Here is a 14,792-nt window from a genome sequence, read left to right on the forward strand (position 1 = left end):
TCACAACCAAGCCTGTGACGATCCAGCCACCGCCAGCGCGCGCCATAAATGGCGTGGCGCGCGCTGGCTCTCTCTTCGCACAAGAGCCGCGATCAGCATAAGACAAGCGTGTTGCACGACTGCACGGGCAGGTGGTCTGCGAATACCTTGGCGATTGGTTTTTTGTCCACGAGTAGCGCCTGCACCGGTAAGACGCTCAGGTCGGCAGTCCAGAGTTGGAGGCCAAGTCAAAAGAGAAGAGCTTAGAAAGCGCCAGACCCTGTCCAAGGAATGCGGAGTAGCTCACTGTCAAACTTGATTTTTACGAAAAACAGGAACAAGATACCAAGCCATCACACTTGGAGAATGTTGATGTCAGTGGGCTCCACTCCAAGCAGCCCACATTTGCAGCCTGGGGAGGAAACAATGGCACAAGATGACAACCAAGGCATTGATGCGAGGACCGTTGATGCGATGGCCGTAGCGGAGGAGAGCGGCGGCTCGCAGTACAGCGAACCCTCCGATGTGGCGAGCCCTGACCGGCGCAAGTTTCTGAAGCGGACGAGCTTGGCGACCTTTGCGACGATGGTTGGCACGACAATCCCCTTTGGCGGCAATTTGCCCTTGGGATTTGTTCCGGCAGCAATGGCTCAGGACAATCCGCTTGCTGGCAAGGACGGGCTGACGTTGTTGAATGATCGCCCTGTCAATGCCGAGACACCGCCCGAATTGCTAGATGATGCAATCACGCCAACGGATCGGCACTTCATTCGTAACAACGGATTGCTGCCGGACGACATGGATGCTGCGGATTGGACGCTGACAATTGACGGCTTCACAGATACGCCGCTGGAATTAACAATCGCGGACCTTAAAGACCAGTTCGAGGTCGTGACGCAGGCGCTGGCGCTCGAGTGCGGGGGCAACGGCCGAGCGTTCTTTGATCCGCCTGCAAAGGGCAATCAGTGGACCTATGGTGCAATTGCGTGCTCGGAGTGGACGGGTGTTCGGCTCAAGGACGTGCTGGAAAAGGCGGGCGTACAGTCTGACGCCATCTATACGGCCCATTACGGAGCCGACATTCACTTGTCCGGTGACGCCGACAAGCGGCCTTTGTCGCGCGGCCTGCCGATCGAAAAGGCGCTGACGGACAACATCTTGATCGCATTCGAGATGAACGGAGAAGCCTTGCATCCGATGAACGGCGCTCCTTTACGCTTGGTCGTGCCTGGCTGGCCTGGTTCATGCTCGCAAAAGTGGCTCACCCGCATCGAGTTGCGCGACGTCGTGCATGATGGAGCCAAGATGACTGGCACATCCTACAAGGTGCCCGCCTACCCTGTGGCGCCAGGGGACGAAATTCCGGAAGAGGACTGGGTCATAATTGAGCGCATGCCCGTGAAATCGCTTATCACATACCCTGCCAACGGAACGGATCTGTCGGAGCCGGAGACCGAAGTGCGCGGTCATGCGTGGGCCGGTGACCGCTCGATTTCCAAATTGGAAATCTCGATGGATTTTGGCAAGACTTGGATGGACGCCAGCCTAGATGATGCGGTGAATGACGGCGCTTGGCAGAATTGGCGCGCCACAGTATCTTTCCCACAAGCAGGTTACTACGAGGTTTGGGCACGCGCGACCGACAGTGACGGTATCATGCAACCTTTCGCCATCGACTGGAACGCAAAAGGGTACCTGAACAACACCATGCACAGGGTTGGATTGAGAGTCAGCTGATCTGGATACAGGGCGGCCCCAACAGGTCGCCCTGAGACTTCGACAAACGGGAGCGGTAGATGTCCTTCGTAAAAGCGCGCGCCTTCTTTGTTTTTTGCATTGGCGCAATGATGGTGTTTGGCGCGGTATCGATCCAAGCCCAATCGTCCGACGAGGAAGAGTCCGAATTTGGTCAACTGGTTGATGAGCCGGGCGTGGAAGTCACGTACTATACCTGCATCGCCTGCCACTCGGAAATGATTATCGCCCAGCAAGGTCTTTCCCGCGATCACTGGGATGATCTTCTGGTTTGGATGGTAGAAGAACAGGGAATGATGGAGATAGACGAGCCAGAGAGAAGCGAAATTCTGGACTATCTGTCAATGCATTATAACGAAGACCGCCCCAACTTCCCTCGTCCTTAGGCAGGCTGCACGCTTCAGACTTTCGCACCAAGCGTAGGGATTGACGGCTTACCGCACGTCTATGCAGATATGAAGTGCCGCCACCATCGGCGAAGAGCTGCCTCTCGCCGTCCGTTCGCAAACTGCATAGCAGCGTCACCGAACCGGCTGCTGTGGATAGTTCCTGCTCCACCCGGCGTCGCGTTGCGCCATACTGCAGTTGTTATCGACTGCTTATGAGAGGAGCTCCCCAATGCAGGTTACAACTGGCGGCCTCGATTTGGCCAAGAATGTCTTTCAGGTCCACGATAGCGAAGTCGCTTTCAATCAAGCTCTGCGACGAGCGTGTCCGTCGTTGACACCAGAGGCCCGGCATGCGCCAACGTCGACCTCAATAGTCCAGTGAGGTTGGACTAACGCTCCCAATTGACAGCGTGCTTCGAAATGTAGTTAGAAAGATGGCTCCCAACGGAGGTTCGGAGTTATACCATTGATAAGGATACACTTTCTCACTTGACGATACTTCCGTCGCGGGAGTATTTTTCCAAGATGAACCGGGCGGCCTTGGCTTTGCTCTGCCTGCTGTGCAATCTCGCCGGGCAAACAGGCAGTTGAGAAAGACAGAACGATGCGCATGATAATCTCCTTTGCGGCATTGTTTCTGTCGGTGATCCTGATGCAGCTCTCCTCGGGCGGCCTTGGACCACTCGATGCGCTGAGCGGTCTCGCGCTCGATTTTTCGACGGCTGACATCGGCCTTTTGGGCTCGGCGCATTTTCTGGGGTTCTTCATCGGATGCTGGTGGGCGCCGCGCCTGATGGGCAGCGTCGGGCACAGCCGCGCCTTCGCCGCCTTTACCGCGACCGGGGCCATGTCGCTGATCGCGCATATGATGGTGATCGACGCCTGGGCCTGGGCGCTGATGCGGATCGCGATGGGGCTCTGCGTTGCCGGATGCTACACCGTGCTGGAGGCTTGGCTACAGGCCAAGCTGACCAACGAGACGCGCGGGCGCGCCATGGGGATCTACAGGGTGGCCGATATGGGGGCCTCGCTCTTTGCGCAGATGCTGATCTCGGTGCTCGAGCCTGCCTCTTATGTTTCGTACAATATCCTCGCGTTGATCTGCTGCGCGGCGCTCTTGCCCATCACCCTGACACGGGCCGAGCAGCCCGAGACACCGAGCGCACCGCGTTTGCGGCCCATGCTGGCGATCGCCTGCTCGCCCCTTGCGGCGGCAGGCGTGGTCACCGCCGCGCTGAGCAGCGCGACGTTCCGGATGGTTGGGCCGCTCTATGGTCAGCAGGTCGGGCTGGCGGTCGAACAGATCGCTTGGTTCCTCGCCGCCTTCGTGCTGGGCGGGGCGCTGGCGCAGTTTCCGGTGGGGTGGCTGGCGGACAAATACGACCGGCGCCATGTGCTGATCGGCCTCTCGGCCGCGGCCGTGGTCTGCTGCATCGTAACCGCCTGGCTTGGCGCGATGTCGGCCAATGGCGTGATGCTGACCGCGTTCTTCTTTGGCCTGACCTCCTTTCCGATCTATTCGGTGTCGGCGGCCCATGCCAATGACTTTGCCACTGCGGACCAGCGGGTCGAACTGTCGGCGGCGCTGATGTTCTTTTTTGCGCTGGGGGCCATCGCGGCGCCGCTGGTCGCGTCAAAGCTGATCGAAGGATTCGGGCCCTCGGCGATGTTCATCATGATCGCGGCGGCGCATATCGTGCTTGTCGTCTTTGGCCTCACACGGATGCGCGTTCGTCCGACGAACACGGAGCGCACACGCTATGTCTGGAGCCCGCGCACATCGTTCATCATCGGTCGCCTGACGCAGCGCTTTCGCGACAAGGGGTGATGGCCCACGCACTTGGCAAAGCCTCCTCCTCTGGCAAAGCCGGCGCCCCTAGGCTAAAGCGGGGCCAAGACAGCAAGCGAGGCGCGGCATGGCACGGCATCTGATCACATCGGCAATTCCCTATATCAACGGGATCAAGCATCTGGGCAATCTCGTGGGCAGCCAGTTGCCTGCGGATCTCTATGCGCGCTACCTGCGCGGGCGCGGCCACGAGGTGATGTTCCTTTGCGCCACGGACGAGCATGGCACCCCCGCCGAGCTGGCCGCCAAGAAGGCGGGCAAGCCGGTGGATCAATACTGCGCCGAGATGCACGGCGTGCAGGCCGGGATCGCCAAGGGCTTTCGCCTCAGCTTCGATCATTTCGGCCGCTCTTCCAGCCCGCAGAACCGCAAACTGACACAGCATTTTGCGGGGCGCCTGGCCGATCAGGGCCTGATCCGTGAAGTCAGCGAAAAGCAGGTCTATTCCATCGCGGACGAGCGTTTTTTGCCCGACCGCTATATCGAGGGCACCTGCCCGAATTGCGGATACGACAAGGCGCGAGGCGATCAATGCGAGAATTGCACCAAGCAGCTGGATCCGACCGATCTGATCGACCCGCGCAGCGCCATTTCCGGCTCGACCGATCTGGAAGTGCGCGAGACCAAGCATCTTTACCTGATGCAGGCGGGCATGCGCGCGCAGCTGAACGCGTGGATCGACGAAAAAGACGATTGGCCCCTGCTCACCACCTCGATCGCGCGCAAATGGCTGAACGATGGTGACGGCCTTCAGGATCGCGGCATCACCCGCGATCTGCATTGGGGTATCCCGGTCAAACGCGGTGATGAGGACTGGCCGGGGATGGAGGGCAAGGTATTCTACGTCTGGTTCGACGCGCCCATCGAATACATCGCCTGCGCCGGGGAATGGGCCGAAGCGCACGGCCTTGGCGACGATGCATGGGAGCGCTGGTGGCGCACCGACAAGGGCGCCGATGACGTGCGCTATACGCAGTTCATGGGCAAGGACAACGTGCCCTTCCATACGCTCAGCTTTCCCGCCACGATTCTGGGCAGCGGCGAGCCGTGGAAACTGGTCGATTACATCAAGTCGTTCAACTATCTCAACTATGATGGCGGCCAGTTCAGCACCAGCCAGGGGCGCGGCGTCTTCATGGATCAGGCGCTGGACATCCTGCCCCCGGATTATTGGCGCTGGTGGCTGCTGAGCCATGCGCCCGAAAGCTCGGATGCCGAGTTCACTTGGGAAAATTTCCAGGCCTCGGTGAACAAGGATCTGGCCGACGTGCTGGGCAATTTCGTCAGCCGCGTCACCAAGTTCTGCCGTTCGAAATTTGGCGAGGCAGTGCCCGAGGCCGGCACCTTCGGCCCCGACGAAGCCGCCCTGATCGAGAGCATCACCACCCGTGTGCGCGCCTACGAGCAGCACATGGAGGCGATGGAGGTCCGCAAATCCGCCGCCGAGCTACGCGGGATCTGGGTCGCAGGCAATGAGTATCTGCAATCGGTCGCGCCCTGGACCACGTTCAAGACCGATCCCGACAAGGCGGCGGCGCAGATCCGCCTCGCGCTGAACCTCGTGCGGCTTTATGGCGTGCTCAGCGCACCCTTCGTGCCGGACGCGGCGGCCGATATGCTAAAAGCTATGCAGACAGAGGATGACAGCTGGCCCGACGACGTGCCCGCCGCGCTGGAGGTCTTGCAGCCGGGCCATGCCTTTACCGTGCCCGACGTGGCCTTTGCCAAGATCACGGATGAACAGCGCGAGGACTGGCAGGCGCGTTTTTCGGGCTTGCGGGACTAGCGTTAACCCTGCCCGGCAAAAAAAGCGCCGCTAGAACGAAAAAAGAGCGGGCCAATCGGCCCGCTCTTTTCCATTTCAACAGCTGAAAGGCGCGTTTACGCGTCTTCGTCCAGCTTCTCGATCTCTTTTTCCAGATCCGCCTTGGTGACTTCCTTTTCGGTCACTTTGGCCTGCTCTGCGACGTAGTCGATGACCTTGTCCTCGNCTTCTCGATCTCTTTTTCCAGATCCGCCTTGGTGACTTCCTTTTCGGTCACTTTGGCCTGCTCTGCGACGTAGTCGATGACCTTGTCCTCGAAGATCGGCGCGCGCATCTGCTGCTGCATCTGCTGGTTCTGCTGGATGAACTCAAAGAACTGGCGCTCCTGACCCGGATACTGGCGGGCCTGCTCCATGATGGCTTGGGTCATTTCCTGATCGGTCACCTGGATCTCGGCGCGCTGGCCAAGCTCGGCCAGCAGAAGGCCCAGACGCACGCGGCGTTCGGCCAGCTTGTCGTGCTCTTCCGTGGTTTCGATCTCGGGGTGATCGTGGCCCTGAACGTCGGGATTCTCATCATGCCACAGCTGGTGCGCGATCTGCTTGGCTTCCTGCTCGACCATCGAGGGGGGCAGGTCAAAGCTGACCATCTTGTCCAGCTCGTCCAGCATGGCGCGCTTCATGACGGCGCGGGCGGCGCTGCCATATTCGGCCTCAAGGCGTTCACGGATCTGGCCTTTGAGCCCATCCAGATCCTCTGCGCCGAATTTCTTGGCCAGCTCGTCGTCGATCTCGGCGTCCTTCGGAGCCTTCACGGCCTTGATGGTGCAAGAGAAAACCGCTTCTTTGCCGGCCAGATGCTCGGCCTGATAGTCCTCGGGGAAATTGACGGTAACGTCCTTTTCCTCATCGGCCTTCACACCAACCAACTGCTCTTCGAAACCGGGGATGAAGCTGTTGCTGCCCAGCACGAGGGGGTAATCCTCGGCCGATCCACCCTCGAACGCTTCGCCATCGACCTTGCCGACGAAATCCATCGTGATCTGGTCGCCGTCCTTGGCTTTGGAGCCTTTCTTGCGGTCCTCGAAGTCCTGCGCGTTCGACGCGAGGTTTTTCAGCGCCTCGTCGACCGCAGCATCATCGGGAACGACCTTCAGGCGCTCCAGCTCGATCTTGCTCAGGTCCAGATCGGGGATCTCGGGCAGTGCCTCGTAGGACATTTCGACCTCGACGTCGTCGCCCTCTTTCCAATCTTCATTGGTCATCTTCATCGCGGGCTCGGCAGCGGGGCGGTCGCCTTTTTCGGCGAAATGCGCTTTCATGGCCTCATCGACGGCCTCTTGCATGGCCTCGCCCAGCACGCGCTGACCGAATTGCTTCTTCAGCAGGGCCAGCGGCACCTTGCCCTTGCGAAAGCCCTTCATCTCGACGTCGGGCTGCGCTTCTTTCAGCTTGTCCATGACCTTGGCGTCCAGCTCCTGAGCGGTGAGGAGCATCGTATAGGCGCGCTTGAGGCCTTCGTTCTGGGTCTCGGTGACCTGCATTGTTCGTCCTTATCCATTGCATTCGGGCCGCGGAGGCGTCCGCGGCGGTCAAAATCAAGCGCTTTCTATGGGTGCAAAGGTCTGCGCGCAAGGGGAGTCTTGGGCGCAGCTAGCCCCTGCGCAGGTGTCCGCGGGCCGCCTCGATGCCAACCAGCACAAGGCCCGCGACCAGCCCCCAGAAGGCGGCACCGATGCCCATCAGGCTCAGGCCCGAGGCCGCAACGACAAAGGTGACGGCGGCGGGCACGGCGTTCTGCCCGGTGGCCAGCGCCCCACTGAGCGACATCGTGAACGGGCCCAGCAAGGCAACGCCGGCGACAACCGCGATCAGAGCGGGCGGAAAGCTGGCGAAGAGCAGGACCAGAGGCATCGCCACCACCGCAATCGCGGCATAGCCCAGCGCATAGATCGGCCCGCAAAGCCAGCGCTTGTCCGGATCTGGGTGGGCATCCGGCCCGGTGCAGATCGAAGCGGTGATTGCGGCCAGATTGGTGCTATGCGCCCCCCAGGCGGCAGAAAAAAGCGACGCAAGGCCCGTGATCGTCAGGATCGAGCGGCCCGGCACAGGATAACCCGACGCCCGTAGCACGGCAAAGCCCGGCAGGTTCTGCGACGCCATGGTGACGATGTAGAGCGGGATCGCCACGCCCAGCACCGCGCCCGCCTCGATTCGCGGCACGATCAGTTGCATTGGCGGCAGCCCCCCCTGCCAGACAGGCTCTGCCATCCCCAAAAACATCGCCAGCGGCACGCCCATCGCGAGCACGGCCAGAACCGCCCAGATCGGCGAGAATGCCCGCACGACAAAGAACAGCGCCAAAAGCGGCAGCACCAGCCATTCGGACCCCGGAATCGACAGCGCCGCCTGCGCGACAAAGCTGAAGAGCACACCCGCCAGCATCGCCGACGCCACCTCGCCCGGAATGCGCGCGACCGCGCGCTCCAGCGCGGGGATGAGACCTGTGGCAATCAGCATGAAGGCCGCAAGAATGAACGCGCCCGCCGCCACCTCCATCGAGGTTGCGGTAACGCCCGCCAGCACGGCGGCGCCGGGCGTCGACCATGCGGTCACGATGGGCAAGCGGTGGCGTATGCTGAGAATGGCCGTCGTTGCCATCATCGACAGGCAAAGGACAGTGATCCACGTCGCCTTCTGCCCCTCGCTCGCGCCCAGTGCGTCCGCCGCCGAAAGGATGATCGCAACCGATCCGCCAAACCCCACGAGGACCGCGACGAGGGCGGAAATGATGACGGACATGCGCATGACGGCCCCCTTACAGTCGATTTGCAGACGCACGCATAGCGAATGCTGCGCCAGCGCGGCAGGGGGAATGCCGCGTTTTGAGAAAAAAGACGCCGGATACCGGCCAAGGCCCTGGGCCGCCGCGAATGCCTGCGCCTGCCTGAGACGCTATCCGCGCGGGAAACAGCACCAGATAAGCGCCGCGACCTGCAGTCCCGTCAACGCCCAGAGGGCCGAGATCAGCGCGAAGGCGGTATTGTCCTCACCGCTCCACGACAGAAAGAGGCCGAGACCGTATTGGACGACGAAGGTGCTCAGAATGACGGCTGTGTTCATCAACGCAGTTGAACTGCCTATGCAGTCCCTTGGTTGGGAGCGTGCGACATGGGTGTAGGACAGCGTTACAACATTGTAGGTCAGCGCAAAAAGAACCCACAGAAGGACCCCTGCCTCGGATGGAAAGAGGCCAAGGCCAATCTCGGCGAGGATGAAGAGACACGTGCTGGCCAGTATCACGTGTTTGAGTTCTAGACCCCGACGCTCCATTGCAACGGTCAGTACGCCGCCCACAGCTGAGCCAACGGTCAGCGACACGGCCATGATCGCCAAGGTCCAGCCAATTACAGGCGCATCAAGACCTGTGACACTTTGCATCCAAGTGGCGGCCCACAACCCCTGCATCGCCGTTCCGGTTGCAAAGCAGAGGGCCGTCATGGGCAGGTAGCGCAGCAATCTTTGGTTCTGGGCAACCACTCCGACAGATCGCAGCCGCGCTCCCCATGGTAAACCGGGCGTGCTCGGCTGTTCGGGCGTGACCAGCGCGATTGCGGCGGCGATACCCAGCGTGAAGACCGCGATCATCAGGAACATCTGTTGCCATGTCATGAATTGCAGCAGGAAGGTGACCGGCGACGTTGCCGCCAAGGCGCCAAGACCCCCGACAGCGAGGTAAAGACCGTTGGCAAGCGGGACCTTCTCGGAGGTGAGCCACAGCATGGACACCTGAAAGGCCGTCATAAGGCACCCGGCCATTCCGACGCCAATCATGGCCCGCGCCACGACCAGTAGCGGGACAGACTCAGTGAGGCCAAAGAGCGCAATACCCACAGTCGCCACACAGAGCATCGCCGCTTGTACCCGGCGCGGTCCATATGCATCCAAGCAGATCCCAATAGGAATCTGCGCCAGCCCCAGTCCAAGAAAATAAGCCGCCGTCATCAGCCCCAGCGCTGCAGCGTCAAGGCCCAGATCCACACTGAGCTGCGTCGACAGGATCGCGTTGACGGTACGAAAGAACATTGAGGTAAAATAGGCCGCGCCAAAGAGGATCAGCACCCCCGCCAGATGGATCGCGCGCGGCGAGGAGGAGGCGCGCGGAACTGTCATGCGCCCACGGATCGCGCCCGCGGCTTCGCTGGCAAGAAGGGAAGAGGGAACGCTCGCATCATCAAATCCTAAATCTTTGAAATATCACCATTATCATTGCTACCTGCGCACAACGCTCAGTCGCGCGCCCCATAAATTTTGCGTGCCTTCTCGGCGCTGACCTTGCCGTTCGCGACATCATCCCGAAGCGCACTGCGGCTCCGCTGGGTAGGCGGGCCGAAGCCACCGCCCCCTGCGGTTCGGATTGTTACCCGATCGCCGGGCATGAGCCGTGTTACGAGTTTGGACGGGACGACTTCCTCGGTGCCATCGGCCCGGTGAATGATCGTGTGGGCGGTTATGCCGTCCTTGCCGCCAAAGGCGCCGGATGGGGCACAGAAGTGCCGCTCACCTCGATGGGTGAAAGTGATCTCACCCTCCAGAACGAAGTATTCACGTTCGATTCCGAGACCGCCACGCTGGCGCCCGGCGCCACCAGAATCGCGGCGCAGCGCAGATCGGAGGATGCGAATCGGGGCATCACGCTCGAACGCCTCGACGGGCATGTTCATGCAGTTGGTCGCATCGGTTTCCACCACATCGACGCCGTCGCTTTTCGGGCCCGCGCCGCTGCCCCCGGCCAGCAATTCACCCACCACGTAGCGCCGACCATCTTGCCGCACTCCGCCGAACATCAGGGCAAGCATCTCGCCAGCGGCGTCAGCGCCCACGACATCGGGCAGCACGTCCCGCATCGCTCCTAGGATCGCCCCCGTGGCCCTCTTGATCGTCGCGGTGCGGGAATTGACCGGCGCCGGTTCAACCGGGTTGAGAATACTGCCCTCGGGCAGGATCAGGTCGACGGCACGAAAGCATCCGCCATTCGTCGGAATCTCGGCTCCGGTGATCGTGCGCAGCGCGAAATAGGCCGCCGCTTGGCTGCCTGAGGGGACCACATTGAACGGACCACGGACTTGGTCACTGGTGCCGGTGAAATCACAGACAAAGCGCCCGTCAGCCAATGTAACAGCGACTTCGATGCGGATCCGCTTATCCAGCTCGATCCCATCGTTGTCGTTAAAATCCACGTAAGTGTAGGTGCCTTGGGGCAATTTCATCAGCGCGTCGCGGGTCATGATCTCGGAGCGGTCCAACAACTCGGCAAAAAGCGCGCACATCATTTCCGCGCCATGGACATCCCCCAGCGCCGCCACCCGCCGAGCGCCGACAGTACAGGCCGAGACTTGCGCATGTATGTCACCCATGAATGTGTCTGGAATGCGGCTGTTGAGACGCATGATGCGGATCACCGTTTGGTCGAATGCCTCGGGACCATCGCGGAACTTGAGCGGAGGCAGGCGCAACCCCTCCTGAAAAATCTCGGTTGCATTCGTGGGGATCGACCCCGGCGACATGCCGCCAACGTCTTGATGGTGGGTCATCGTTGCCGAAACGGCAATGGGTTGGCCTTGGAAAAATATTGGCATGATCAGTGCGATATCGGGCAGATGGGTTCCGCCCAGATACGGATCGTTCATCAGATAAATGTCGCCCTCCCGCATCTTTGACGGAGGAAAATCGGACAGAATGCGCTTCACCACCGGGATCAGCGTCGCGAGGTGAATGGGAATGGCGATGGCCTGGGCCAACGATTCACCCTCAAGCGTAAAAAGGCTCGCCGAGGCGTCCAGGCCTTCGCGAACGATGGGCGAGAAGGATGACCGCAAGAGGGTCGACTGCATCTCATTCGCGATGCCTTCCAGTTTGTTGCGAACCACTTCGAGCGTGACCGGGTCGATGTGCTTGGGCGTCGTCATGTCGGTGTGCTTTCGCTGTAGAACATCAGGATACTGCCGTTTTCCAGAACTTCGGCGGACCAGCCCGGCGGCATAAGCGTCGTGGTGTCCGATTGCTCGAGGATCGCTGGGCCGTCGATCTTTGCACCCGTGGCCAGATTTTGGCGGTCGTAGATCGCGGCACTGATGGGTTCATCATGTCCTTGGATAATGACGTGCCGATAGCCCTTGTGTGCCAAAGCGCTGTTATGGGCGAGTGCCGTATCGTCAGGTGGCGTCTCGCCCCCGGCGCGGTGAATCGCGCGCAGATTGACGATTTGCGCTGGAGAAACGGCGGCATGCCCGAAAATTCGGTCATGTGCCTCGCGGAACCCGGCATAGAGCGACCGGGCCACATCGCCTTCCAGGGCCAGCGGTATTTCGATGTAATGAGACTGCCCCACATAGCAGACATCGGCGAAATAGCGGACCTCCACATCTTCGGCGCGCACCTGTTCGCTACGCATCAGCGTATCGCAGCAAATATCCAGATCACCGAGAACAGTGCGGAGACCCTGCACCGAAAGATCGGCAATGGGCTGTGCGAAGGCGGCGGAAGCTTCATGCTCGATCGCCGCAGAGAGTAGTCCTGTCGCCGAAAGGACGCCAGGATGCTGCGCGATCACGATACGGGTGATACCCAATTCAATGGCAAGGGCCGCTGCGTGAATGCCGCCAGCGCCTCCCAACGGCAGCAGTGCAAATTCGCGCGGATCATAGCCTTGGCGTATCGAAACGAGCCGGATTCCCTCAGTCATCTGCGCGTTGATTACTCTATGGATGCCAAGTGCCGCATGCTCGACCGTGAGGCCCAGCGGTTCCGCGATGGTTTCCCGGATCACCTTGAACGACAGGTCCGGGTCCAATCGCAATGTGCCACCGGCGAAATACTCTGGGTCGAGATACCCCAAGACAATCGACGCATCGGTCACCGTAGCGTCCTTTCCTCCGCGGGCGTAGCAGGCCGGTCCCGGCTCGGACCCGGCGGAATGGGGTCCGACGCGCAGCCCGCCTGCTGCATCAATCCACGCGATGGATCCACCGCCGGCTCCGATGGCATTCACGTCGACCATGGGCACCCGAATGTTGTAACCTGCAACGTGACCGTCAGGTCGAACCAGTGGTTGGCCCGCGCGGATCAGCGCAATGTCCGAGCTGGTGCCACCGATATCGACGCTGATGATGTCAGTCAGCCCTGCTGATTGGCCAACCTTCTGGGCGCCGATCACCCCCGCAGCAGGGCCCGATAAAAAGAGCCGCACAGGTCGCTGGCGCGCGACCTTGCTGGACGCTATACCACCACGCGCCTGCATGATCTGAAGCGGGGCTGAAACGCCGATGTGGGCCAGACCGTCCTCGAGGTTGGTCAGATAGCGGTCGATCACCGGCTTGATATAGGCATCGAAGGCCGTGACGACAGTACGCTCATACTCGCGAAAAGCCGGATCGACTTCGCTGGACAGCGACAGCGCCAGGTGAGGATAGGCCTCGCGAAGGATTTCGGCGGTGCGTTGCTCATGATCAGGATTGACGAATGAAAAGAGATAGCAAATCGCGATGGCCTCGACACCGTCCGCGACCAGACTGGCGGCCGCATCACGCACACTCTGCTCGTCCAACGGCTCCACGACCGATCCGTCTTCTGCGATACGCTCGACAATGCCATGGCGCAGCGCGCCCGGCGCGAGGTAGGTCGGCTCTTCGGGATGTAGCACGGCTGCATACAGATCGTGGCGGATCTGGCGCCCGATTTCCAGGATGTCCTCGAAACCTGCGGTTGTGAGGAGGCCGGTTTTGGGCCCTCTGCGCTCGATCACTGCATTGGTGGCAACTGTCGTGCCATGAACGAACCGGGCCACGTCGGAGGCTGCGATGCCCCATTCCGCGCTCAGCTGGCCGACCGCTTTCAGAACGGCTCGGCTGGGATCGCTGCGGGTCGTCGGTACTTTCATCACGCGCAGCGGCTGATCCGGTGCACGGCAAACCACGTCCGTAAATGTGCCTCCTATATCCACCCCGATTTCGATCATGATCTATCATCCGTTACTGCAAGCTTCGCGTCATGCCAGCGGCTCAAATCGCGCAAAATTCCCTGAGGGCCTTTTGGTGATGTGAGGAGCAGTCATGTATGGGCACCCTGCCATTCTCACCCTGCCCGCTTCCTGTCACGGCAGGGCCATGCCGTCCGTTGCCGGATCTGCGCCGCCCTCCAGTCCATCCTGGGTGATGCGAATGCCATGCACCCACGCGATGCCGTAGCTGCGAGGGTTTCGGATGACCTCGTAACCCTCACGCTCCAACGCCGCTGTGACGAAAAACGGAATGCGATTGGTTACGTCAATGGCATTGCTGGTCGCCGAGAAGCGGGGCCGGGCAACGGCTTCGAACATGGGGCAGTCGAAGTCGAGCACATTGAGGGCGGCTTGCAGGACGCCCATGGCAATCTGGGTTGCCCCCGGAGCGCCTATTACCACATAGGGCGCATCACCCTTGAAAATGATTGAAGGACAGATCGAGCTGAACCGCGCCTTGCCCGGCGCGATCGAGCCGGCCAGCCCGGGGCGCGGATCAAAAACGCCCATGCAGCCATTATACATGAAGCCTAGTCCGTCTGTTACGACACCCGAAGGCATGCCGAGCGAATGGGTCATGGAAACGCACATTCCGCCGCCGTCCACGATGGAGATTTGCGTCGTATCACGGCACTGACCTGCCGGATCGAACCGGGGCACCTCGGACACCTCGCCGTCCTTGATGCGCTCTGCCAAGTCTTGCGCGTAGTCACGCGACAAAAGGCGATCTGATGGAACATCGACAAAGGCCGGATCGCCGACAAAACGATTCTTGTCGATGGTGGCGTATTTCATCGCCTCCGCCACGGTGCGAATTGTCTGACGTCAGGACGTGTGGGACAGATTTGAGGATTTGAACAACGGAGGGTTTCTGGTTCATCGTAGCCTTTAACAGGGTGCGGAAATAGTCCCGCCTCGACAGTGATTTAAGAACATGATTCACTTCCGGAACGATATCGGCGGGGGTGAGGAATGCGCGGGACGGACGAGACGAGCA

The 14,792-nt window shown here is 60.7% G+C and carries 10 protein-coding genes; 4 read left to right on the forward strand and 6 right to left on the reverse strand.

Annotation, left to right across the window (positions count from 1 at the left end; genetic code table 11):
* Positions 1-405: 405 nt before the first annotated feature.
* The 4 genes from V8352_RS19540 to metG all read left to right on the forward strand — a co-directional run bounded on the left by V8352_RS19540 (position 406) and on the right by metG (position 5,758).
* Positions 406-1,716 carry a sulfite oxidase gene (locus V8352_RS19540; RefSeq protein WP_336425960.1) on the forward strand — a complete coding sequence of 437 codons (1,311 nt, stop codon included), beginning with the start codon at positions 406-408 and terminating at the stop codon, positions 1,714-1,716.
* 59 nt (positions 1,717-1,775) lie between these two features.
* The gene (locus V8352_RS19545) at positions 1,776-2,120 is read left to right on the forward strand and encodes an aldehyde dehydrogenase (protein ID WP_336425961.1); all 345 of its coding nucleotides are present in this window, start codon (positions 1,776-1,778) and stop codon (positions 2,118-2,120) included.
* A 607-nt stretch (positions 2,121-2,727) separates the two neighbouring features.
* Positions 2,728-3,951 (forward strand): MFS transporter, encoded by a 1,224-nt coding sequence (locus V8352_RS19550; RefSeq protein ID WP_336425962.1) that lies wholly within the window; start codon positions 2,728-2,730, stop codon positions 3,949-3,951.
* Between the two features lie 88 nt (positions 3,952-4,039).
* A complete protein-coding gene (gene metG, locus V8352_RS19555; protein ID WP_336425963.1) occupies positions 4,040-5,758 on the forward strand; it encodes a methionine--tRNA ligase in 1,719 nt (572 codons plus the stop codon).
* A 160-nt stretch (positions 5,759-5,918) separates the two neighbouring features.
* On the opposite strand, the gene tig is transcribed toward metG, so the two are convergent.
* From tig to V8352_RS19585, 6 genes are all read right to left on the reverse strand, one after another.
* Positions 5,919-7,280: a trigger factor gene (gene tig, locus V8352_RS19560; RefSeq protein ID WP_336425964.1), complete on the reverse strand. Its 1,362-nt coding sequence runs from the start codon at positions 7,278-7,280 to the stop codon at positions 5,919-5,921.
* Positions 7,281-7,389: 109 nt separating this feature from the next.
* Entirely contained in the window at positions 7,390-8,544 is a 1,155-nt protein-coding gene (locus V8352_RS19565) for a benzoate/H(+) symporter BenE family transporter (protein ID WP_336425965.1), read from the reverse strand.
* A gap of 147 nt (positions 8,545-8,691) precedes the next feature.
* Positions 8,692-9,909 (reverse strand): MFS transporter, encoded by a 1,218-nt coding sequence (locus V8352_RS19570; protein ID WP_336425966.1) that lies wholly within the window; start codon positions 9,907-9,909, stop codon positions 8,692-8,694.
* Between the two features lie 116 nt (positions 9,910-10,025).
* Entirely contained in the window at positions 10,026-11,705 is a 1,680-nt protein-coding gene (locus V8352_RS19575) for a hydantoinase B/oxoprolinase family protein (protein ID WP_336425967.1), read from the reverse strand.
* A complete protein-coding gene (locus V8352_RS19580) occupies positions 11,702-13,753 on the reverse strand; it encodes a hydantoinase/oxoprolinase family protein (RefSeq protein WP_336425968.1) in 2,052 nt (683 codons plus the stop codon). The genes V8352_RS19575 and V8352_RS19580 overlap by 4 nt, the downstream gene beginning before the upstream one ends.
* Before the next feature lie 135 nt (positions 13,754-13,888).
* Positions 13,889-14,611 (reverse strand): gamma-glutamyltransferase, encoded by a 723-nt coding sequence (locus V8352_RS19585; RefSeq protein WP_336425969.1) that lies wholly within the window; start codon positions 14,609-14,611, stop codon positions 13,889-13,891.
* Positions 14,612-14,792 lie beyond the last annotated feature (181 nt).

Source organism: Roseovarius sp. D0-M9, assembly GCF_037083805.1.
Classification (GTDB): domain Bacteria; phylum Pseudomonadota; class Alphaproteobacteria; order Rhodobacterales; family Rhodobacteraceae; genus Roseovarius.